This is a genomic window from Arsukibacterium sp. (assembly GCF_018402695.1).
Classification (GTDB): domain Bacteria; phylum Pseudomonadota; class Gammaproteobacteria; order Enterobacterales; family Alteromonadaceae; genus Alishewanella.
This window is the reverse complement of sequence record NZ_JAGYIM010000010.1, coordinates 72,448-95,123: the sequence shown is the minus strand read 5'-3', so window position 1 is coordinate 95,123 and position 22,676 is coordinate 72,448. Positions and strand designations below refer to the sequence as shown.

General features: G+C 50.1%; 17 protein-coding genes. 15 read left to right on the top strand and 2 right to left on the bottom strand.

Going from position 1 to position 22,676, the window contains the following annotated elements; all coding sequences use genetic code 11:
• Positions 1 to 161: 161 nt before the first annotated feature.
• On the top strand, positions 162 to 2,279 hold the full coding sequence (locus tag KG631_RS04705) for a S9 family peptidase (RefSeq protein WP_213995717.1): 2,118 nt from the start codon (positions 162 to 164) through the stop codon (positions 2,277 to 2,279).
• Positions 2,280 to 2,350: 71 nt separating this feature from the next.
• Here KG631_RS04705 and KG631_RS04700 read toward each other — a convergent pair whose 3' ends face one another.
• The gene (locus KG631_RS04700) at positions 2,351 to 2,692 is read right to left on the bottom strand and encodes a HopJ type III effector protein (protein ID WP_213995716.1); all 342 of its coding nucleotides are present in this window, start codon (positions 2,690 to 2,692) and stop codon (positions 2,351 to 2,353) included.
• A 203-nt stretch (positions 2,693 to 2,895) separates the two neighbouring features.
• Here KG631_RS04700 and KG631_RS04695 point away from each other — a divergent pair, with 203 nt between their 5' ends.
• Positions 2,896 to 4,269 carry an AlkA N-terminal domain-containing protein gene (locus KG631_RS04695; protein ID WP_213995715.1) on the top strand — a complete coding sequence of 458 codons (1,374 nt, stop codon included), beginning with the start codon at positions 2,896 to 2,898 and terminating at the stop codon, positions 4,267 to 4,269.
• Between the two features lies 1 nt (position 4,270).
• Positions 4,271 to 4,753, top strand: a complete 483-nt coding sequence (locus tag KG631_RS04690; protein WP_213995714.1) for a methylated-DNA--[protein]-cysteine S-methyltransferase — start codon at positions 4,271 to 4,273, stop codon at positions 4,751 to 4,753.
• Positions 4,754 to 4,852: 99 nt separating this feature from the next.
• On the opposite strand, the gene KG631_RS04685 is transcribed toward KG631_RS04690, so the two are convergent.
• On the bottom strand, positions 4,853 to 5,389 hold the full coding sequence (locus KG631_RS04685) for a hypothetical protein (protein WP_213995713.1): 537 nt from the start codon (positions 5,387 to 5,389) through the stop codon (positions 4,853 to 4,855).
• 212 nt (positions 5,390 to 5,601) lie between these two features.
• Between KG631_RS04685 and KG631_RS04680 the strand changes: the two genes are divergently transcribed.
• From KG631_RS04680 to KG631_RS04625, 12 genes are all read left to right on the top strand, one after another.
• The gene (locus KG631_RS04680; protein ID WP_213995712.1) at positions 5,602 to 6,498 is read left to right on the top strand and encodes a pirin family protein; all 897 of its coding nucleotides are present in this window, start codon (positions 5,602 to 5,604) and stop codon (positions 6,496 to 6,498) included.
• 97 nt (positions 6,499 to 6,595) lie between these two features.
• Positions 6,596 to 7,309, top strand: coding sequence for a 5'-methylthioadenosine/S-adenosylhomocysteine nucleosidase (mtnN, locus tag KG631_RS04675; protein WP_213995711.1), 714 nt, complete (start codon positions 6,596 to 6,598; stop codon positions 7,307 to 7,309).
• A gap of 31 nt (positions 7,310 to 7,340) precedes the next feature.
• A complete protein-coding gene (locus KG631_RS04670) occupies positions 7,341 to 8,303 on the top strand; it encodes a cobalamin biosynthesis protein (RefSeq protein ID WP_213995710.1) in 963 nt (320 codons plus the stop codon).
• A gap of 194 nt (positions 8,304 to 8,497) precedes the next feature.
• Positions 8,498 to 13,000, top strand: coding sequence for an EAL domain-containing protein (locus tag KG631_RS04665; protein ID WP_301003609.1), 4,503 nt, complete (start codon positions 8,498 to 8,500; stop codon positions 12,998 to 13,000).
• A 106-nt stretch (positions 13,001 to 13,106) separates the two neighbouring features.
• Complete coding sequence (locus KG631_RS04660; RefSeq protein WP_213995709.1) at positions 13,107 to 13,955, top strand: DMT family transporter; 849 nt, start codon at positions 13,107 to 13,109, stop codon at positions 13,953 to 13,955.
• 112 nt (positions 13,956 to 14,067) lie between these two features.
• Positions 14,068 to 15,492 (top strand): tRNA (N6-isopentenyl adenosine(37)-C2)-methylthiotransferase MiaB, encoded by a 1,425-nt coding sequence (gene miaB / locus KG631_RS04655; protein ID WP_213995708.1) that lies wholly within the window; start codon positions 14,068 to 14,070, stop codon positions 15,490 to 15,492.
• A gap of 38 nt (positions 15,493 to 15,530) precedes the next feature.
• Complete coding sequence (locus tag KG631_RS04650; RefSeq protein ID WP_213995707.1) at positions 15,531 to 16,535, top strand: PhoH family protein; 1,005 nt, start codon at positions 15,531 to 15,533, stop codon at positions 16,533 to 16,535.
• On the top strand, positions 16,535 to 16,996 hold the full coding sequence (gene ybeY, locus KG631_RS04645; protein ID WP_213995706.1) for an rRNA maturation RNase YbeY: 462 nt from the start codon (positions 16,535 to 16,537) through the stop codon (positions 16,994 to 16,996). The genes KG631_RS04650 and ybeY overlap by 1 nt, the downstream gene beginning before the upstream one ends.
• A gap of 33 nt (positions 16,997 to 17,029) precedes the next feature.
• The gene (locus tag KG631_RS04640) at positions 17,030 to 17,908 is read left to right on the top strand and encodes a transporter associated domain-containing protein (RefSeq protein WP_213995705.1); all 879 of its coding nucleotides are present in this window, start codon (positions 17,030 to 17,032) and stop codon (positions 17,906 to 17,908) included.
• Positions 17,909 to 17,943: 35 nt separating this feature from the next.
• Positions 17,944 to 19,452, top strand: coding sequence for an apolipoprotein N-acyltransferase (gene lnt, locus KG631_RS04635; protein ID WP_301003608.1), 1,509 nt, complete (start codon positions 17,944 to 17,946; stop codon positions 19,450 to 19,452).
• A 100-nt stretch (positions 19,453 to 19,552) separates the two neighbouring features.
• On the top strand, positions 19,553 to 21,019 hold the full coding sequence (locus KG631_RS04630; RefSeq protein ID WP_213995704.1) for a 5'-nucleotidase C-terminal domain-containing protein: 1,467 nt from the start codon (positions 19,553 to 19,555) through the stop codon (positions 21,017 to 21,019).
• Entirely contained in the window at positions 21,016 to 22,632 is a 1,617-nt protein-coding gene (locus tag KG631_RS04625) for a GGDEF domain-containing protein (protein WP_213995703.1), read from the top strand. The genes KG631_RS04630 and KG631_RS04625 overlap by 4 nt, the downstream gene beginning before the upstream one ends.
• The last annotated feature ends 44 nt before the right edge of the window (positions 22,633 to 22,676 follow it).

Here is a 22,676-nt window from a genome sequence, read left to right as displayed (position 1 = left end):
TGTGTCATTTTATTATTGTTTTGACAGCCGAATGGTTCCGCATTTTCGGCAACTCGAACTGTTGCTCAACATAGCACAGCGCACCAGTTGGAGAAAATAGTCTGCTACCCTGTAACCAGCAGATAAACTAATGCAATGACAACAATATGGATGGAACAACCATGCAGAACCCTGTAACAAACCCGCCAAAACAGCGACAGCTGGTAGCAACAGCCTTGCTCAGCCCGGCGTTGTTGGGCGCAGTACTGTTCAGCCCCACTCTGATAGCAAAACCCATTACCCTGGAGCAAACCGTCTCAGTACAAAGCGTAACTGAACTAACCATCAGTTCAGATGGCAAACACACGGCCTTTGTTCGCAACCGGCCGCGAAACCCTTATAAAGACGATGATGGCAGCAGCTATCGCGAGCTTTTTATGTTAACCGAGAGCGGCCAGGAAACGCCCTTTATTACCGGTGACGTCCGGGTCAACAACCTTAAGTTCAGCCCCGATGATAAAACACTGTTTTTTGTCAGTAAGCGCGGTAAAGATAAGTTTGCCAGCTTATATAAAATAGCCGTTAATGGTGGTGAAGCCAGCCAGGTGCTGAGTCACGGCAATGCTATCGCCGGTTATGATGTCAGCCAGGACGGCAACAAACTGGCTTTTCTGGCCAAGCCTGCCGAGCCAAAAACAAAAGAACAGCTAACCAAAAAAGGTTTTAAAGCAGAAGTTTACGAGGAAGAGTCTGAATTAACCCAGTTGTGGCTGGCTGATTTAACCACGTCAGAAATAAAGCCCGAAACGGTAACGATTGAGGGGAACGTGTTATCAGTTAACTTTGCACCTGACAACAAACATATCCTGATCCGCTCCGCCCCCACGGCACTGATTGACGACAACTATATGGCGAGCCAGTATCAGCTGATTAATTTAGCAGGTAACACTGTGCAACAATTTGCCACCACGGGCAAGCTGGGTAAAGCCGCCTTCTCTCCCGATGGCAAGAAACTGGCGATCATCGGCAGTGCAGATATTCACGATCCTTCAGCTGGTCGTTTGCTGCTGGCCGATGTTACTTCTGGTAAGGTCAACGAAATTCTGCCTGATTACATGGGCCATGTGCAGGATATCGCCTGGCGCAGCAATACTGAGCTTGATTACCTGGGGCATGTCGGTACCGGGGCAGAGATAGGCCGTGTGAATATTCGCAATAATAAACGCAGTGTTGTTGTAAAAGACGGCAATGGCATAGTGACCCGGCTGGTGGTTGCCACAAACGGTGAGCAAGCCAGAGTTTTGCTAAATAAAGCAGAACATCCCAACGAGGTGTATGCCCTGAGTCAGCGTGGCGCGTTAAACCGGCAAACTGATTCAAATCCCTGGCTGGCCGATATTGATATGCCAAAACAAGAAACTATCCGTCATACCGCCAGCGACGGACTGGCCTTGGAAGGGGTGCTGGTATATCCGCTTGATTACGTTAAGGACAAGCAATATCCGCTGGTGATGGTCGTCCATGGTGGTCCGGAAGCGCATATGTCTGATGGCTGGCTGGACCGTTACGCCAGCCCGGTAAAATTAATGGCGGCTGAAGGCTACATGCAGTTTTTTCCCAACTACCGTGGCAGCACCGGCCGTGGCGTTGAATTTTCAAAACTGGGGCAGAATGATTATGCCGGCAAGGAATTTGATGACTTAGTTGACGCTAAGAAACATCTGGTCGATATCGGTTTAGTTGACGCCAAAAAAGTAGGTATTACCGGGGGCTCATATGGAGGCTATGCATCTGCCTGGGCCGCCACCAAGCAAACTGAACATTTTGCTGCCAGCGTAATGTTTGTTGGGATCAGTAATAACCTGTCTAAATTTGGTACTACCGACATCGCCAATGAAATGCATCTGGTGCATGCCCGCAGTTATCCGTGGCAAAAGTGGCAGTGGTACTTAGAGCGCAGCCCCATTTACCATGCAGAGCAAGCCAGAACGCCAATTCTGATTATGCATGGCAAAAACGACACCCGGGTTCATCCCAGCCAGTCGATGGAGCTGTATCGTTACCTGAAAACCCATGGCAAGGTGCCGGTACGGTTAGTATTGTATCCGGGTGAAGGACATGGCAATCAGAAAGCGGCCGCCCAGCTTGACTATGGTATGCGCCTAATCCGCTGGATGGATCATTTCCTGAAACAGGGTAACACTGAACTGCCAGATCATCAGCTGCCACACAGTGACAAAATCAAAGCAGCGAAAGAGCAAGACGATAAGCAACCTGAAGACAATAAAAACGCGGCCTGATGAGTTAGCGCCTCATCCCTGGCTGCCTCGTCAGCAGCCAGGGTTAACTTCAGTAGCGCTTGCTGCTATCGTTATTCTTTTAAGCGCAAAGGCTGCTCGCTGAAATTAATACCATCCCAGCCGCTGCGCATAAAATTGCGGATATTCTGATGATCATCCCCTTTTGGGTTAGCCAGAACAGTTTGATAATAATCACCAAATAAAAACAGCGTCTGTGGCTCCGATAGTTGGTGCAATGCCCCAAACGCCAATATTTTACAGGCACCAATGTTCTCACCGGCAACATTGTTCAACTCACCATTTTTAAAAGCACAAGGCTGAAAATGATACATCTGGTCAATAATGCCAATACTTTGCTGAAAACTAATGGTTTCAGGCTCTGTACTTAACTGAATAAAAAAGCGCTCTAACATTGCAACTCCTGCTGTTTACCGGCCTCGCTGGCCACTGTTATCCTGCCCGGACAAACATCATCCGATATTAAGCTGCTGTCAGGTTAACTGCAATACAACGAAAGCTGCGTTAACATTAAATTACCTTTTAGTACCGGATCCGGCCAGTTTTTCATACTGCTGTTGGTATACTCAGGCTAATTACGTATCAGGCAACCACGCTTATGTTAAGTCGTTCAGTATGCCAGCAAGCCAGGCTGGCCCGTGATCCACGGTTTGATGGTTTGTTTTTCACTGCAGTTAACAGTACCGGTATTTTCTGCCGGCCGGTATGCCCGGCAAAACCTCCGGCCGAACAGCACGTAAGCTACTATTTTTCTGCTGCCGCTGCCAGTCAGGCGGGGTTTCGACCTTGCTTGCGGTGCCGGCCGGACAGCGCGCCGGGTTCGGCCGCCTGGCAAGGCACCCAAACAACGCTACAGCGGGCACTGCGCTTAATTGACGAAGGAGCTTTGCAGCGCCATGGCCAAACTGAGCTGGCAGCTCGCCTTGGCATAACTGACCGCTATCTGCGTAAGTTATTTCAACAGCAGTTGGGGTTAACCCCAACCCAATATGCGCTGAGCCAGCAAGTGCTGTTTGCTAAAAAACTGCTGCACGAAACTGACCTGGCCATTACCGACATTGCTTATCAGGCGGGTTTTAACAGTGTCAGGCGCTTTAACGATGCTTTTGTCAGACAGCTGCAACTTAACCCGTCAGCTATTCGCCGCCACCGTCCGAAAACTGCGGGCAATGGTCTGCAACTGGAGCTAAACTACCGGCCGCCACTGGCCTGGGAACGAATGCTGGCTTTCTGGCAGGCGCGCACCCTGACCGGCATCGACTGGGTTGAGGAGCAGCGCTATGGCCGGACTTTTCATTATCTGCAACACGCCGGCTGGTTTGAGGTACAACCTAAAACCGCCAGTAGCCTGCGGCTAACCTTGCATTGGCCGGGCCGGCACGGACTAAGCGCCCTGGTGCAGCAACTGCGTCGGCTGCTGGATTTAGATGCCAATATGCTGCAAATTGAACAGCGACTGGCTGATCATCCCTTGTTCTGCAACGGGCTGCTTAGCGGCCTGCGGATCCCGGGGGTGTGGAGTAGTTGGGAGGCCGGTGTCAGAGCCATTCTGGGACAACAGGTTAGCGTAGCCGGTGCCCGCACCCAGCTTAACCGGCTGGTGCAGGCATTGGGGGAACCTGTCGCCGGAGACAGAAGATTATTCCCCACTCCGCATGCCGTGTTGGCAAGTGATTTAGCGATGGTTAAGGTCCCTGCGCTGCGCCGACAAACGCTGCGCGACCTGGCAGCATTTGTGCTGGCAGAGCCTGACGCTGTCCCCGAACAATGGCTCAGTATTAAAGGAATTGGCCCCTGGACCGTTAACTACGCCAGAATGCGCGGCCTTGGTGACAGTGATATCTGGTTGGCTGGTGATTTGGGCATTCAGAAAGCTCTGGCCAGGACAGACAACATGCAAGCAAACAGTGCAACTTTGGCCCCATGGCGCAGCTATGCCACCTTTCAGTTGTGGCTGCAGACAGGAGACTAATATGTTTCAGCAAACTATCGACAGCCCCTTGGGGCCGCTGCAGATTTTCGCCAGTGAGCAAGGAATAACCCAAATTAATCTTGGTAGACAGACCACAGCGCCAGATCTGCCATCCCGCTTAACAGCACAGGCTGCCACCCAGTTACAGCAGTATTTTGCCGGCACCCTCACCCAATTCAGTCTGCCTCTGGCAGCAAAGGGAACATTATTTCAGCAGCAAGTATGGCAGGCGCTGTGCCAGCTACCGTTTGGCCAAACCTGTAGCTATGCCACAATTGCCAGACAGATTGCTAACCCAAAAGCAGTGCGGGCAGTCGGGGCCGCTAATGGTAAAAACCCGATCGCAATTGTCGTGCCCTGTCATCGGGTTATTGGCGCCAACGGCACCCTCACCGGTTATGCCGGTGGTCTGGATAATAAAGCCTGGCTGTTAGCGCATGAACAAAAAGTTAGCCACGAGCAGAAACTTACTGCGCAGTGCTGAAACCTGATGCCAGGGCATAAAAAAGCCGGGCATAGCCCGGCAAACCTGCAAGCAAAAATGTTAAGACGCCGCTAGCAGCAACATCTTATAAGCCTGTCATCAGAACTGGTAAGACACACCAAAGCGGAACTCATTTTTAACGTCACCGCTATTTAAAGCCAGATTGCCGCGAATGGCCCAGTCCGGGCTTAAAAAATAGGCAATACCGCCGGCTAAACTGCCATGGTCGTCATATACCGTGTGGTAGGTGGCTTCGCTGTATAACTCCACCTGCGGGGTTAATGGATGACGCACACCCACCCCGGCATAGGCACCGGTCTCATCAGCATCGCCTGACCAGTTCTCAACACCACCTAATAAATAAGTCTGGGTGTTAGGAGCAAAATCCAGGGTTGTGCCCATTACATAGTTTAAACCGGCCTTCAGCTGATTAGCATCGAATGGGCCATTTGATAAGCGAGCATAGCTGGCGTCTGCTACCCAGTTGCGATTTAAGCGGAAAGAACCTTCAATGTAAGGACCATCGCCAGCAGCATCGGTGTATCCAGCGCCAACGTAATCCCAGACCGGGTTCGCCATGCTATTTGCGCTTACTGCCATTGCCACCAGGGCTGATGCTACTAATACTTTTTTCATTTTGTTACTCCATTACTTTTTCAAGTCAAGTCAATCTGTCAGTGTCGCAATCAGGTTGTAGCTTAGCCTCCCAGACTTAACAGCTGCTGAACTTAATCGTTATTCCGACAATCTTTCAGCTTTTTCGAACGAATACCGGCCAAAAATGGCATTTTATATTCTGATAAGTTGCGCTTTAATAGCAGACACCCAGATTCTGGCAGGAGCAAATCATGAGCAACCGCAGTTTACAGCAAATAATTCCGGCCATGTCGGTATCAGATGGTGCCGGCGTGAAGATTAAACGCAGCCTTGGCCTCAATGCGCAGTTACGCTTTGATCCGTTTTTAATGCTCGACTGTTTTGGCTCGGAACAGGCCGATGATTACATTAAAGGTTTTCCGCCCCATCCACACCGGGGATTTGAAACAGTCACTTATATGCTTGATGGGCATATGTTGCATGAAGACCATCTGGGCAATAAAGGCCATTTGAAAAGTGGTGGTGTGCAATGGATGACGGCAGGGCGTGGCATTATCCACTCCGAGATGCCGCAACAGGAGCAGGGCCTGATGCGGGGCTTTCAGTTGTGGCTTAACCTGCCGGCAGCAGAGAAAATGAAACCGGCTGCCTATGCAGATATCAGCCCGGAACAGATACCGCAGTTTACGCCGATAACCGGTGCCAAAGTGAAAGTCATCGCTGGCAGCTTTAACACTACCAAGGATGCAGTTACCGGTCCGATTAGTGGTTTAAGCACTGAACCGCAGTTTTACGATATCCGGCTTAATGCCGGTACCGAGCTTACTGTGCCGTTGCCGGCGGGCCATCATGCATTGCTATATCCGTTTGCCGGCAGCCTAGCCGTGAAAAATGCCGGCAGTCTGCAGCAGCTCAATGAGCATCATGCCGGTTTATTAAACCAGGGCGAAAGCGTCACTCTGGTGGCCAGCACTGACGTCAGCTTAATATTGCTGGCCGGCAAGCCTATTGGCGAACCCATTGTGCAGTATGGTCCTTTTGTGATGAACAGCAATGCGGAAATTGAGCAGGCAATTCGCGACTATCAGCAAGGCAAGCTTACCGCGGGTGGCCCGGCAACCGAAATTAAGCTGAACTCACCGGCTTAATCTTTACCTGCGTAACCACGATTTACAGAGGATTTTCTGGTTCAGGGCCTTTATACTAGTGTTTTTAGTCTAGCGTTTTCAGTAAATGGGCCCAGTTATGAAGTTATTTGGTATTATCGGTGCAATGGAACCTGAAGTTGCCTTACTTAAACAGCAACTGACTGCAAACAGCACTGAGCAAATTGGCAACTATCAGTTTGTTCGTGGTCAGCTCGCCGGTAACGACGTGGTTATTGTGCAATCAGGTATTGGTAAAGTTGCCGCGGCCGTGGCGACAACCCTGTTAATAGACCACTATAAACCAGATTGCGTTATCAATACCGGCTCTGCCGGTGGCTTTGACCCCGAGCTGAGTGTCGGTGATATCGCTATTGGTACTGAAGTGCGCCATCATGATGTCGATGTTACGGCCTTTGGCTATGAATATGGCCAAGTACCGCAAATGCCTGCCGCCTATACTGCCCACCCGGATTTAGTAAAAGCGGCTGCCCAAACGATTGCCAGCCTGGGCTTTTGTAAAACCAAAAGCGGCCTGATAACTACCGGCGACAGCTTTATGTGTGATCCGGAACGCATAGCCCAAACCCGCAAGCGCTTTCCCGACATGCTGGCAGTAGAAATGGAAGGTGCAGCCATTGCTCAGGTGTGTTATATGCTGAATACCCCGTTCGTGGTGATCAGAAGCTTAAGTGACATCGCCGGCAAAGAATCACCGGTGTCGTTCGACGCTTACCTGGAAGTCGCATCGAAAAACAGCTCTGCCATGGTGGTGGCGTTACTCGGTCAGCTCAGCGCTGTTCAGTTATCATGACCCCTGTAGCACACTACGCAACACTAACCTGATGCAATGGCTTAATACCCTGCCCGCCTGGCCACTAATGGCACTGCTTGCTCTGCTGGCCAGCCGCTGGTTGGTGCTGCCCGGCGCCAGGGCACCGTTTCGCGCGCTGGCGGTATTGCTGCAGCAACTGGCAAAAAAGGTACACCCGGATATCAGTCGTAGTCATTTTCAGCAACAATTGTCGGGCACCCTGGCGTTATTACTGCTGCTTACCCTTACCCTGGCCATTGCTTATGGTTTCTACCTGCTATCAGAACTGCCACTGGTGCTGGATGCGCTGATTCTGTATTTCTGTCTGGGCAGCAGGCTCACCCTGCAACAGGCGGCGGCGGTCGCTGACAGCATTAACCGCCAACAGCTTACCCTGGCCCGGCAGCGCGCCAGGCCATTACTGCTGCGTGACCGCCAGAATTTGTCTGCAATGGGGTTAAGTAAAGCCTGCATCGAAAGTGTATTGCATTCTAATGCTGCCAATCTGGTTGCCGTTATATTCTGGTTCTTGGTTGGTGGCGGTTTACTGACATTGGCTTACACCTTGTTGCAGGTTGCCGCTCGTCAATGGAACAGTAAACTGCCACACTATCGCTATTTTGGCCTCACAGCCGCACGTTGTTATCAACTGGCTGTTGCGCCTGGACTAGTCATTTCCGCCTTGTTACTGGCCTTGCAGACCGGGCTTAGCAGGGCCTGGCGTAATTACCGAACCAATGAAGCACTGTTCTTTAACTGGCCCAGCCGCTTATTGCTGGCAGCTGGCGCCAGTGCCCTTAGCAGCAGACTTGGCGGCCCGGCATTTTATGCCGGCACGAAAACGCCCCGTCAGCGACTGGGAAATGGTACCGAACCAGCAGCAAACGATATATTGCGCGCGGTACTGTTTATTAATGCCCAGCAAACTGCATTAATTCTGATTTTAAGCAGCGTTTTAGCACTGTATGCTGCCTATTCCTTTTTAGCCGCCTGAACAATATAAGTTGTATACTGAGCACTGGACATTACCGGCTTACTCGGTATATGGTCTGACGCAGCTGAAAGCTGCACTAAAAATAATAATATAAAGCTGCCGGAGTGGATAATTACGTGATATTCAGAGTTGATCTGTTGCCAGAACTAAACGGAAGTTTTTTCAGAACCCTACTGTTCGGCCTGCTGTTGATCTTGTCTGCGTCAAGTCTGGCGCAAAAGCCATTGTTGCAACCACTGACCCCGGATCAGGGCTTATCACAAAGTACTGTGCTGGATATGATGATAGACAGCAATGGTTTTTTATGGGTAGCAACTGCAGGGGGACTGAATCGCTTTGACGCGAATAAAGTGACCCATATGCATGCGGCAGAGCACAATTTTGATGATATTTCTTTCAGCCGGATAATCGAGGACAAGCAGGGTAGGATCTGGGCGGCTGCTGAAAATATCGGTTTGTATTTGTACGACAAAGACTCCAGTACGTTTAATTTATTTATGTCGCTGCCTGTTGATAGCGAGCAGCAGCGGTACCAGTTTATTATTGATGTTATTGATCAGGATAACGATCATCTGCTATACATCCTCGATGATGAAGTGCATCGCTTCAATAAAAATACCGGCGAGAGTACCCAGCTGCTCAGCTTAACCAAACTTAATGTTGAAGATGGCTGGCTTAGGACGCTGTTACTCCATAACGAGCAACTGTTTATCGGTTCCTTTGACGGCCTTATTCAGTACGACTTAACAACTGACAAGCATCACTACATACCTTATTTAGATAAACAAACTGCAACTGAGGATCAGCAACAGGTAAAACATCTGAGCATAGCCTCAGACCGTCTGTATATTGGCACTGTTGAAGGACTTTACAGCGTATATCTGCCAGATTTAGAAGCAGCAAAACCCGGCACCGCCATGGCCAGCCAGCCTTTACATGCCAGACAGCATATTATCGATTACAATATCTGGCAGATGCACTGGCTGGACGATAAAGCGCTGATCGCGACTGAACAAGGTTTATTTAACTTCAACAGTGACGATAATACCCTACAGTTCTTACTGCGCTTCAGCGACAGTGATCTGGGGCTGTATGACAATAACATTCTGGATTTAGTAGCTGACGATTTTGGTGGATACTGGTTGGCAGCGCGAGACGATGGGTTTTTTTACTGGCATCCGCGCTCTCTGGCATTTGAGCATATCAGCCGGCAAACTACCCTGGGTAAGCAACTTAGCAACGACAAGATTTATCAGTTAGCTGCAGATCCTGCCAACAATTTATGGATTGGCACCAGTAACGGCTTAAACAAAGTTAATGTTGCCACCGGGGTTACCCAGTCGTATTTTGTGTCCGAAGACCTGAAAGCCGTCTGGCATTCGGGTACTGTTATTCAGGTTATATTAGACCCCAACAATGCCGGGTTACTGTGGTTTGTTTCAGCAGACGGACTAAATTTATTCGATATTGAAGCAGGTAAAACATTACCCCTGCCGGTCGCAGATGAGCAACAACGCGCCCTGCTCGGGAGTAGCAGCTTCTACTATTATGCTAACGCTGGACAAGGAAACAGCCAGTTATATTTCAGTCAGGATGGCAAAGTTTACCGCTATACGCCGGCAAATGGCGCCATTACTGAACTTGATGTATTTCAGCAATTACCGCTGCATTATTATGGCGGCATTGTCGGCGCCTTACCTGGTAATCCTGACCAGCTACTGGTAACGACTTCCGATGAGCTATGGATTTATAACAGTCGTCACAATACCCTCACTCAGTTATATCAGGCCAGCCCCTACCGCCCAGAATTGCAGCGCTATGCAGATCAAATGGTACTGGACGATTATGGTATTCTGTGGCTTGGTATTAATGGTATCGGTTTGTTGGGATTCGACAGCGCGTCCCTGGAATTAAAACATCAGTTTTCGACGGATGACAAACTTATCGCTGAGCAAGCTTATGCCTTGCAAAAAGATCAGGCCGGCGATATCTGGTTTTCATCCCATCGCGGCTTGAGCCGGTTAAAACCTAACACCCTGCAAATAGAACACTTCAGTAAAGCCGATGGTTTAAGCGTTCATGAATATAATGGTACCGCATCAGCTGTGTTGCCGGATGGCCGGCTTGCTTTTGGCAGTATGCGTGGTATCACCCTGGTAGATCCATCAAAACTGGCGACCGCTGAACCAAGGCCGAAGGTAAATATCACCGATATCAGTGTATTAAGTGGCAACTTTAAACCCCTTAGTGATTTACTGAACAATAAAGTATTTCATCTTGATCATGAAGATGTCGGCATTCAGCTACAGTTTAGTGCTATGCATTTTAGAGACAATCATAAAATGCGTTACCGCTTCTGGCTGGAAGGTCGGGACAATCTAAGTTACCCCGAGCAACAAGAAAATAATGTAGTATTTCCGACACTTCGCGCCGGTAATTATCAATTTAACGTGGTAGCCATTGCCCCGCATACCGGCCTGGAAAGTGAGGTCAGTTCAGTGACCTTGCGAATTGCTCCCGCCCCGTGGCGTTCACCATGGGCCCTGGTACTGTATGCCGTAATCGGCCTGGCATTGCTTTACCACTTTTATCGATTGCGGCGGGAACAGCAGCTGATCATCAGCGAGGCCCACCAGGAAGTCGCAACCAGCGAGCAACGTTTAAAACAGGCGCTGGCCTCGGTAGATAGTGGTGCATTTGAATGGCGGGCCGACAAAAACAGCTTATATGGCTCCAGAATGCAGTTGATGCTGGGTTATAGTGAGCTGATGAACAACATTACCCTGCAACAGCATTTGTCGCTTATTCATTCGGAAGACAGAGAGAATTACCAACAGCAGTGGCAGCGGTTTTTAAGACATCCTGATAGTAATTTTGATATCACCTACCGCTTAAAACATAAGGCAGGCCACTGGCTATGGTTCCGGGATCAGGGCCGGGCTACGGCACTGGATAGCGAGCAGCAGGTTGTACGGGTCACCGGTACCTTCAGTAATATCACCGAAACCCGCGCCAATATGGAGAAAGCGAAATTATTTGGTGAAGCATTCCAGCAAACCCGTGACTGGGTGGTCATTCTGGACAGCAAACAACGGGTTATTGCTGCCAACCAGTCATTTTCGAACGCCTTTGGTAGTGTTGAGCAATACCTGGACAATCCCCGCACCCATCATCTGGGGATCAGTCTGGTACGGCGGCGATTCTATACTAAATTACTGCATGAATTAAACGCCGGAGCGCATTGGCAGGGCGAAGAGCAGGTTATAACTCCGGATGGCCGGGAGCGCCCTACCCTGATTAATATCAGTGCCATTGGCGAGCTGCAAAACGTCTCGTTCTATGTGCTGGTGTTTACTGATATTACCGCCCAGAAAATGGCAGAAGAAGAGCTGCGCTACCTGGCCAACTATGATGCGTTAACCGGCTTACCCAACCGGGCCCTGCTGATGGACCGTATTCTGCACGCGATGGAGCAATCGCGGCGTGAGAAAAAAGCACTGGCATTGTGTTTTATTGACCTGGATAAATTTAAGCAGGTGAATGACTCGCTTGGCCATGATATTGGCGACTTGCTGCTAAAAGAAGTGGCACGGCGGCTTGGCTTGTCACTGCGCGAACGCGATACAGTTGCCCGCCTGGGTGGCGACGAGTTCGTCGTTTTGCTGGAAGGCTACCGCCGGGGCGAGAATGTCAGCATGGTCGCCCGCAAAATGTTGTCGGTAGTCAGTGAGCCAATGCAACTGGGGCCCCATACCGTTGGCGTATCACCGAGCATCGGTATTGCCTTATATCCGGATGATGCGCTGACAGCGCAGGAACTGCTGAAACATGCAGATGTGGCGATGTATCACGCGAAAGAAGCCGGTCGCAATAACTTCCAGTTTTTCACCAATGAAATGAATGAAAAAGCGCATATGCAGCTGGCCAAAGAAACCCGGCTGCGTAAAGCGCATCAAAACAAAGAGTTTTTCAACGTTTATCAGCCTATTGTCGACAGTAGCAAGCAGACAATGGTCGGTGCTGAAGTGCTGATGCGCTGGCAAAGCACGGACGGTATTGTGTCCCCGGTTGAGTTTATTCCATTAGCAGAAGAATTACGGCTGATAGTCAGCATGACCCAGCAATTGCTGGAGCGGGCACTGGCCGATTTAAGCCTGTGGCGGCAAAGCGGTATTGATATTTATCTGTCAGTTAATCTGGCTACCCAACATCTTGAACAAACCAATCTGGCCAGCCATACGGCAGCATTACTGAATAAATATCAGCTGCCGGCCAGTTGCCTGCGCTTTGAGGTAACCGAAAGTGCGTTGATGAATGACCAGCAAAGCGCTATTGAAACCATGCTGGCGCTAAGTGCACTGGGCGTTCAACTGGCGCTGGATGATTTCGGCACCGGTTACTCTTCATTGAAATACTTAAAACAATTACCCATTGATGCCATAAAAATTGATCGCAGCTTTGTCAGCGATATCGGCATCGATAAAAGCGATGAAACTATTATTGACGCTATGTTAAGTATGGCCAGCAGCCTGGGGATATACTGTATTGCAGAGGGAGTGGAAACCACGGAACAGCTAGCCTTTTTCACTGAACGTCAATGCAGCTTAATCCAGGGGTATTTATATTCTAAGCCGTTGCTTGCCGAGCAAATACCGCATTTCTGGCAGCAGGTAAGATTAAAAGGCAGTAACAGCTAAGCGGCAGCTGACACTGCGATTGCGACTAAACTAAGCTGACAGCTCGTTTTGCGTAACCGCGGCCTGTTATACTGCACGGCCTAAACGACCCGCTGTCAGGAACCCTATGCAACCTCACCTGCTTAAAGGCGCATTACTGCTGTTACTGGCGGAAGCCTGCTTTGCTGGTATTGGTGCGGTGGTGAAATACAGCAGTGATATGGCCAGCGAAGTGCAAATTGTGTTTTTTCGTAACCTGTTTGCCTTGGTTCTGATGCTACCTTTTTTATACCGTCATGGCTTTGCCATGCTGAAAACCCAACGTTGGTATTTGCATTTAAGCCGGGCCCTGACCGGCCTGATATCGATGTACTGCTTTTTTTATGTATTATCACAGTTACCGCTGGCTCAGGCGATGATGGTCATTATGCTATCGCCTTTTATTGTGCCTATTCTGGCCCGCTTCTGGCTGAATGAACGCCCCAGCCGGCTGACACGCTTTGGCATCGCCCTGGGTTTCGTCGGCGTTATTCTGGCCCTGCCCAGTCCCGAGCCGGGCCTGAATCTGGTGCTGCTGCTGGCCTTATTTTCAGCCTTTTTAGTGGCTATTACTAAAACGACCATCAGGGCAATGGCCAGTACCGAATCGGCCGTACGGATTGTATTTTACTTCTCGCTGCTGACTGCCTTACTCTCTGCCATACCAGTACCTTTTTGCTGGCAGCCGCTTGTTGGCCAAGTATGGCTGGCATTTATCGGTATGGGCATTCTGGCAGCGATTGGCCAGTTGGCAATGACCCGGGCCTTTGCCATTGCTCCGGCCAGTGATATCGGCATGTGGACATACAGCAGCGTGTTATTTGCCGGAGCCTTTGGCTACCTGTTCTGGCAGGAACCGGTAACCTGGGGCTGGCTGGCAGGTGTCATCGTTATTTTTTATGCGGGTTATGTCACTACCCGGCAACGCCTTTTTTAAACCCGGGCCCAATAGCGGCAAAAGCTTTTGCCAACGATGCTGGCACTGCGGCGGCGAACAGGCTAAAATACGCTCCCTTTTTCAGACGCGACAACACAGGTAACGACCAACAATGGGCAAAAAGCTGCACATTAAAACCTGGGGCTGCCAGATGAACGAGTATGACTCGTCGAAAATGGCAGACCTGCTGGATGCAACACATGGCTACACGCTGACCGAGGAAGCGGAAGAGGCAGACGTTATTCTGCTGAATACCTGTTCGATCCGGGAAAAGGCGCAGGAAAAAGTGTTTCACCAACTGGGTCGCTGGCGTCCGTTAAAAGAAAAGAACCCGGATCTGATTATTGGGGTCGGTGGCTGTGTTGCATCCCAGGAAGGGAAAGCCATTCGCGAACGTGCGCCCTTTGTCGACATTGTATTTGGCCCGCAAACCCTGCACCGCCTGCCGGAAATGATCAACTCCGTACGTGGTTCACACTCGCCGGTTGTCGATGTATCTTTCCCGGAAATTGAGAAATTTGACCGCTTACCAGAACCCAAAGCAGAGGGCCCAACCGCCTTTGTGTCGATTATGGAAGGCTGCTCGAAATACTGTACGTTCTGTGTGGTGCCCTATACCCGCGGCGAGGAAGTCAGCCGGCCGCTGGACGATGTATTGTTTGAAGTGGCGCAGCTTGCTGCCCAGGGTGTGCGGGAAGTAAACCTGCTGGGTCAGAACGTTAATGGTTATCGCGGTGAAACCCATGATGGCAATATTTGCCATTTCTCTGAGCTACTGCGCTTAGTCGCCGCCATTGATGGTATTGACCGTATTCGCTATACCACCTCACACCCGATCGAGTTTAGTGACGATATTATTGAAGTATACCGTGACGTACCTGAACTGGTCGATCATTTACATCTGCCGGTGCAATCTGGTTCAGATCGCATTTTAAACCTGATGAAACGTGGCCACACGGCACTGGAATATAAAGCGCAAATTCGTAAACTGAAGAAAATCCGGCCGAATTTAAGCATGTCGTCCGACTTTATTATCGGTTTTCCGGGTGAAGACGATACTGACTTTCAGGCAACCATGGACCTGATTCAGGCCATTGATTTTGATATGAGTTTCAGCTTTATCTACAGTGCCCGCCCCGGCACCCCAGCCGCTGATTTGCCTGATGATGTCAGTGACGACACTAAAAAGCAGCGGCTGTACATTTTACAGGATCGAATCAACCAGCAAGCGCTGAAAATTGCCCGCAATATGCTTGGTACTGAACAACGCATTCTGGTTGAAGGACCGTCAAAGAAGAATATTATGGAGCTGACTGGCCGCACGGAAAATAACCGGGTGGTGAACTTTGAAGGCTCACCACAAATGATTGGCCAGTTTGTTGACGTTAAAATTACTGACGTTTTCAGTAACTCCTTGCGCGGCGACTTAATCCGCACTGAAGCGCAAATGGGCCTGCGCCGTGAAATAGCCCCGGCTCAGATCCTGGCAAGACAACCTAAAGTTGACCCTTTAGGTGTGACGACTTTTACGCCCTGATTTTACGCCCTGAGCGGGCCCTAACCGCGAGTGCACTATTGAACACTGACAATTTGAATGTAGCAGAACTGGCACTGGAGCCAGCCGACAACAACAGGTTAAACCTGCTTTGCGGCCCCTATGACGATAATTTAAAGCATATTGAACGGCGCTTGCTGGTTGATATCAGCTATCGGGAAAATCTGTTTAAAGTGGCGGGGCCTGACGTTAATGTAGCTGCGGCCAGTGACATTCTGCGGCAGTTGTTTCAGTTAACAGCCGGCGGCCGCCAGCATGCAGCGGCTATCAGCCCGGAGCAGGTGCATCTTACCATCAGTGAAAATTTTGATATTCAGTACCAGAATGACAGTGGCAGTACCCGCGATTTCAGCCTGAAAACCAAAAAAGGTTTAATTAAAGCCCGTAACCCAAACCAGGCCAGTTACGTCGCTAATGTACTGAGTCATGATGTTTGCTTCGGCATCGGCCCGGCCGGTACCGGCAAAACCTACCTGGCCGTAGCCTGTGCGGTTGATGCATTGGAAAGTGGCCTGGTGAAACGGATAGTGCTGACCCGGCCAGCGGTTGAAGCCGGTGAAAAACTGGGGTTCTTACCCGGTGATTTGGCCCAGAAAGTCGACCCATACCTGCGGCCGTTGTACGATGCCTTATTTGAGATGCTCGGCTTTGAGAAAGTTGAAAAGTATCTGGAACGTGGCGTTATCGAAATAGCGCCCCTGGCGTATATGCGTGGCCGCACCCTGAATGATGCCTTTATTATTCTGGATGAAAGCCAGAACACCACCACCGAACAGATGAAAATGTTTTTAACCCGGATCGGCTTTAGCGCCAAAGCAGTAATTACCGGTGATATTACCCAAGTTGACCTGCCCCGCGGCCAGTATTCAGGTTTAAAACACGCTATTGATGTGCTTAGCGATGTTGGCGAAATCAGCTTTAACTTTTTTAATGCCAAAGACGTAGTACGCCACCCGATAGTGCAGCGCATTGTCCAGGCGTATGAAGCCCATGAAGCCGAAAAGTTGCAGAGCAAAGCTGAATAATGACCGTCGTACTTGATTTGCAATTAGCCAGTACAGCCCCCGGCATTCCTGCTGAAAGTGCTATTCAGTGCTGGCTTAATGCGGCAGTATTGCCGTTTCAGGCACAAGCGGAAGTCACAGTGCGAATTGTCGATTCCCCGGAAAGCCAGCAGCTTAATTTGCAGTATCGCGGTAAAGACAAACCGACCAATGTGCTTAGCTTCCCCTTTCAGGCGCCAGCGGGTCTTGAGCTGCCGCTGCTGGGTGATTTAGTGATTTGTGCCCAGGTGGTGCAAACAGAAGCACACGAGCAACAGAAGTTGCTAAATGATCACTGGGCACATATGGTGGTGCATGGTTGCTTGCATTTGTTAGGTTTTGACCATATAAATGACGACGATGCCGAGGCAATGGAAGCCGAAGAAATTCAAATTCTCGCCAGTCTTGGCATCAACAACCCCTATTTATTGGATAATAACTAGGTTTCTTTTGACTAATGGAGCATAAGTTCACGAATGAGTGACGACAACCCCCACTCTAGCCGCGGTTCTGCCGGCAAAACCTGGTTAGAGCGTATCGCCAGTATTTTTAGTGCAGAACCACAGGACATCTCAGACCTGGAAGATATCATAAGCGAAGCGGCCAGCCGCGAACTTATCGATAGTGATACCAAAAGTATGCTGCAGGGCGTACTGGATGTATCAAAAATGCGGGCACGCGATATTATGGTACCGCGCTCGCAAATGGCCACCATCGACATCGAGCAACCCGTCAGCGCTTTTCTACCTATTCTGCTGGAAAATAATCATAGCCGTTACCCGGTCGTCAACGAAGATAAAGATCACGTTGAAGGTATTTTGCTGGTTAAAGATTTACTGCAGTACGCGCTGGATCCAAATCAGACCGACTGGCATATTCGGGAATTCCTGCGCCCTGCAGTAATTATTCCGGAAAGTAAGCGGGTCGATGCATTACTAAAAGAGTTCCGCCAGAAGCGTTACCATATGGCTATTGTGGTTGACGAGTATGGTGGGGTGTCTGGTCTGGTGACCATTGAAGATATTCTGGAACAAATCGTCGGTGAAATTGAAGATGAACATGACGATGAAGAAGACAACGATATTAAGAAAATGGCGTCGCGGGTGTTTCAGGTCAGTGCCCTGACCCCACTGGATGAATTTAATGAAAGTTTTAACACCGATTTTGATGAAGAAGATGCTGACACTATTGGCGGCATAGTGTTGCACGCCTTTGGCCATATGCCGGAGCGCGGTGAAAGCATTCAGCTCGGTGATCTGACCTTTAAAGTCAGTAAAGCAAATAGCCGGCGCCTGCTGCAACTGCAGGTTATTAAGGCTAAAGAAACTGCCGAAACTGAGGATGTTGGATCATAGCTACCGTTACTGCAAAAACTGCCTTAACGGCCCTGTTGTTATGTGGTGCCGGCGCGTTAAACACGCTGGCGTTTGCCCCTTTTACCCTGTGGTGGCTGCCATTTTTTACCCTGGCATTGCTGGTCGTGGTACTGAGTCATGTCAGTCATTGGCGCCAGGCAGCGCTGGCTGGCTTTTGTTATGGCCTGGGTTGGTTTGGCGTTGGCATTAGCTGGGTCCATGTCAGTATTGACCAGTTTGGAGGTTTACCCCTGATTGCCAGCCTTGGGCTGATGGCATTACTGGTTGCATATCTGGCATTATTTCCGGCACTGGCGGCATTGCTGAGCTACGGGCTTGTTAGCAGGCGGCGCCTTGCTGGCCATGTCGGCCCGCTACTCTTTGCTGCCAGTTGGGTTGGCGCAGAATGGCTGCGTAGTTTTTTGCTGACTGGTTTTCCCTGGTTATCGCTGGGATACAGTCAGGCCACAGCAGGTTTAACGGATTACGCACCACTCATCGGCGAAACCGGCATTACCTTTATTCTGGCGGCCAGCGCCGCTGCGCTCGCGCGCCTGTACCAACCAGGCCCAACCTTGTTCAGGGTGGGCCCAGCCGTGGTTGCGGCATTGGTGATCGCAAGCGCCCCCCTTCTGCAGCAAATAAACGGCTGGCAATACAGCGATCAGAACGTCAGACTGGTGATGGTGCAGGGCAATATTAAGCAAGAGCTCCGCTGGCAGCCGGAGCAGGAATGGCCAACCATGCTGAAATATCTGGATCTGACCCGGCCACATTTCGGTGAGGCTGACATCGTCATCTGGCCCGAAGCCGCTATTCCGCAACTTGAACCTCTGGCAGAAGCCTTTCTGGATAACCTGAATAAAGCGGCATTTTATAACGATGCGGCCTTAATTACCGGGATCCTTGATTATAATCTCAAAACTGAGCAGGCCTGGAATAACCTGATTGTACTGGGCAAAGATACTGCTGACGCCAATCAGGGCCACTATTTTTATGGCCATGCTAACCGCTTCAGTAAACATCATTTATTGCCCATTGGTGAATTTGTGCCATTTGAGAGCTGGCTGCGGGCGCTGGCACCGATTTTTGATTTACCGATGAGCTCTTTTACCCGCGGCAGTTTTGTTCAACCCAATTTACTGGCCAACGACTTTCAGCTGTTAAGTGCCATTTGTTTCGAAATTGCCTTCCCCCGCCAAATTCGCGCTAACTTTACTGCTGATACCGACTTTATTCTGACCGTCAGCAATGATGCCTGGTTTGGCGACAGCATCGGCCCACACCAACATTTACAAATTGCCCAGATGCGAGCCAAAGAGTTTGGCAAACCGGTACTACGTGCTACAAATAATGGTATTACAGCGACTATTAACGCCGATGGCTCAATCCGCCAGCGTCTGCCGCAATTTGCAGAAGCCGTATTGCTTGATACTGTTCCGCTTAGTACAGGCCGCACTGGTTACAGCCGCTTTGGCGACTGGCCGTTAGCCGTTTTTTGCCTGGTACTACTGACGTTGGCTGGTTTACGGCTGCGCAGCTGAATTCTTTGCTTTACGCATCGGCTCAAGATCCACTAAACTGACCACTTCTGGTCAGTTTTCGGACATAAATAGAAATATGGTCGTGTTCTTCAGGTTAGCGATGTTCGCATTGCTGCTAAGCAATCCGCTGCTATCCAGTCGCGCTGAGTCAGATTTTACCATTATTTATGCCGCTGAGATGGCAGAAGCAAACCACCCTCAAGCGAACTATGCCCACCTTGCCAGCCTGTTGGCACAACATCGCAACAGCGACACGCCGGTTTTTTTTCTGTTTGGTGGTGGTAGTATTGGCCCCAGCCCGCTGGGCTTTTTTGACCGCGGCGCTCATATCATTGACATTCTGAACACCTTAGACCCGGATGCCATGGCGGTGTCCCACCGCGACTTTGCGTATTTTCCGGAAGAATTGTCGCAACGGGCCTATGAAGCGGCGTTTCCGCTGGTACTGAGTAATCTTTACGACCCGATCACTGAAGGCAATCTGGACGGCCTGGTAGACAGCATTCTGGTGCAGCAGGGCGACATTAAACTGGGTGTTATTGCCCTGGTCGCCCCCTATGTTATTCAACAGTATGCATTAGAGCGGTTACAGGTAACCTCTACTGAGCAAGCTATTCTGGTACAAGCTGCCAACCTTAAAGCCCTGGGTGCCAACCTGCTGGTATTAATGCACACCACCGAACTGGATTTTTTACCCGGGCTGCTGGCCGATGGCACTATTCAACTGGCGTTTCGCAACAATTATGATGGCCAGCAACTATTGCCGGATCAACCCGATATTATCCTGCAACAAGAGCTTAATCAGGCTCTGGTGGTAAACGCCGAGCTGGTGGCTGAGCAGCAGCTGCAAAACCTGCAAACCCACGCTATCGATCTCGCTACCCTGCCTGCCAAACCAGAGGTGGCCCGGCAAATACGGGAGCATAGCCAGCGGCTGCAATTACTACTGCAAGAGCCACTTGGCCGCAGCACGGTTGCTTTTACCACCCGCCGCGATGAAGTGCGTAATCGTGAAAATGCTTTTGCTAATTTTGTTGCTGATACCCTGAAAAACTATACCGGCGCTGAGCTGGCTTTTGTTAATAGTGGCACTATTCGTGGGGTAAGAGACTACCCGGCTGATACCATGCTGACCCGTGGCGATATTCTGGCAGAGCTGCCGTTTCGCAACACGCCGGTGTTACTCGAGCTCAGCGGCAGCGACCTGCTCGGTATCTTTGAACACGGTTTAAGTGGTTTGGATAACCAACGTGGTTTTTTTCTGCACAGCTCTGGCGTAACACTGCGTTTTGATAGCACTGCACCGTCCGGTAACCGGGTAAAGGAATTGCTGGTAAATGGTGAGGCCGTAGTTCGTACTAAAATGTATAAGGGTGCCACCTTGCAATACCTGGCCGAAGGGGGTGATGGTTTTACCATTTTAAATAAACGCAGCAAACTGAACTTTTTTAACCCGAGTGACCGCAATATTGCCGATATTGTTGCTGCGGCGATAAAAAAACAGCAGAACATTGAGCTGATCACCGATGGCCGCTTACAGGACGTAAGCCGGCAGGAGCAACCATGAGTCTGTTCAGTAAACGCTACTACTCCAGCGCCCGGCTATTATTTGCGTCATTATTGCTGATTTTACTGCTTTTTATTTTACTGAGCTTACTGTTTTATCATCGCTTACAACAAGCACAGCAAATAGTCAGTAACGTGGCAGAGCAAGCCGTTCCTGCTGTGTTGGAATCGAGCCAGGTGCATGACAAAGTCAAAGAGCTGAACCTGCAGTCAGAACTGCTGCGGGATGCCATCAGTCAGGCGGCCAGAGCCAGGGCCTCCCAGCAAATAAGCCAGATCATCGTCCAGATCAGCAGCCTGGACCATCAGCAGTATGTGCAACATCAGTATCAGCAACAACGATTACAGCTGATTGCTGACGAAGCCCGCAGCCTGGATATGCTGATTGCCGAGCGCCTGGTGCTGCAACAACATAACAAAAAGTGGTTGGATAAACTTAGCCAGTTACAGCAACAAAGCCAGCAGTTGACTGACACCATCACCAGCCAGCCGTGGCTATTGCATTACTCCGGGTTGTTGCGGGATATCACTGCTTTGTACAGTATTGACCGGCTGTACAACCTGCGCCAAAGCAGGACAGAGCTGAATAACGCTTTGGCAATTAATCAGCAGATGCTCAAGCAGTTGCATAATACTGAGCAGCAGACTGCGCTTGAATTGTCACAGCAATTAATCACAGCGCTGCTATCTGAACAAGGCATTCTGGCGCTGCGCGAAGCCGAGCTCAGTAATATTGCCAAGGCCACCGGCAAAGCTAACTTTCTGCGAAGTCTGGTAACAGATTACGCCAGCGAAACCGAGCTGAATGCTTACCAGTCTGCCGCATCATTGATGCAACTAAGCCAGCAATCGTCAACTGCCCTTGAACGACAAAACCAATTCAGTTTTGCCCTGGCATTGGCGGCAATCCTGTTACTGCTCGCTATTATGTTTTACACCCAGAAGCGGGTTATTAAACGCTTAAAGTTGCTGAACGAAAAAGTACTGGCAGGCAGTGGTTTTGATGATGATGACCGGCTGTTCGCCAGCAATGATGAAATTGCCGATATTGCCCGCTCCTTTACCCAGTACAGTAATACTGTTGCAGCGCAGCAAACGGCACTGGAACGCCAGTCGCTAACCGATGGTCTTACCGGCATCGCCAATCGACGTCATTTCGACAGCCAATTGCACAGTGCCGTCGCCATGGCAAAACGGATGCAACAGCCGTTGGCGGTTATTTTACTGGATGTGGACCACTTTAAAGCTTACAACGACAGTTATGGTCACCTGGCCGGTGATGACACCTTAAAAGCGATTGCTGATACTCTGGCCAACACCCTGCAACGCCAGATAGATTTAGTGGCACGCTACGGCGGCGAAGAGTTTGCCTGTGTTCTGCCCAATACCAGTCCGGATCAGGCGTTCAAAATGGCAGAGCAATTGCGGCTGGACGTATTGGCGCTGATGCTACCACACCACGCCAGCCCGACAGCTGGTTTTATCACTATTAGTCTGGGTATTGCCTGTTTGCTACCGGGCCAGGATATCAGCGACAAAGTGCTACTGAACCAGGCCGACAAAGCGCTTTATCAGGCCAAAAATCAGGGGCGAAATTGTTGTGTGATGGTGTAAAAACACTGATTCGACATAAACCAGCGTATCGGCTTCTTCCTTGT

What these genes read in the sequence shown, in the direction of transcription:
- KG631_RS04705 (WP_213995717.1), top strand. Translation starts at nt 162, where the DNA reads ATGCAGAACCCTGTAACAAACCCGCCAAAACAGCGACAGCTGGTAGCA.
- KG631_RS04700 (WP_213995716.1), bottom strand. Translation starts at nt 2,692, where the DNA reads ATGTTAGAGCGCTTTTTTATTCAGTTAAGTACAGAGCCTGAAACCATT.
- KG631_RS04695 (WP_213995715.1), top strand. Translation starts at nt 2,896, where the DNA reads ATGTTAAGTCGTTCAGTATGCCAGCAAGCCAGGCTGGCCCGTGATCCA.
- KG631_RS04690 (WP_213995714.1), top strand. Translation starts at nt 4,271, where the DNA reads ATGTTTCAGCAAACTATCGACAGCCCCTTGGGGCCGCTGCAGATTTTC.
- KG631_RS04685 (WP_213995713.1), bottom strand. Translation starts at nt 5,389, where the DNA reads ATGAAAAAAGTATTAGTAGCATCAGCCCTGGTGGCAATGGCAGTAAGC.
- KG631_RS04680 (WP_213995712.1), top strand. Translation starts at nt 5,602, where the DNA reads ATGAGCAACCGCAGTTTACAGCAAATAATTCCGGCCATGTCGGTATCA.
- mtnN (WP_213995711.1), top strand. Translation starts at nt 6,596, where the DNA reads ATGAAGTTATTTGGTATTATCGGTGCAATGGAACCTGAAGTTGCCTTA.
- KG631_RS04670 (WP_213995710.1), top strand. Translation starts at nt 7,341, where the DNA reads ATGCAATGGCTTAATACCCTGCCCGCCTGGCCACTAATGGCACTGCTT.
- KG631_RS04660 (WP_213995709.1), top strand. Translation starts at nt 13,107, where the DNA reads ATGCAACCTCACCTGCTTAAAGGCGCATTACTGCTGTTACTGGCGGAA.
- miaB (WP_213995708.1), top strand. Translation starts at nt 14,068, where the DNA reads ATGGGCAAAAAGCTGCACATTAAAACCTGGGGCTGCCAGATGAACGAG.
- ybeY (WP_213995706.1), top strand. Translation starts at nt 16,535, where the DNA reads ATGACCGTCGTACTTGATTTGCAATTAGCCAGTACAGCCCCCGGCATT.
- KG631_RS04640 (WP_213995705.1), top strand. Translation starts at nt 17,030, where the DNA reads ATGAGTGACGACAACCCCCACTCTAGCCGCGGTTCTGCCGGCAAAACC.
- KG631_RS04630 (WP_213995704.1), top strand. Translation starts at nt 19,553, where the DNA reads ATGTTCGCATTGCTGCTAAGCAATCCGCTGCTATCCAGTCGCGCTGAG.
- KG631_RS04625 (WP_213995703.1), top strand. Translation starts at nt 21,016, where the DNA reads ATGAGTCTGTTCAGTAAACGCTACTACTCCAGCGCCCGGCTATTATTT.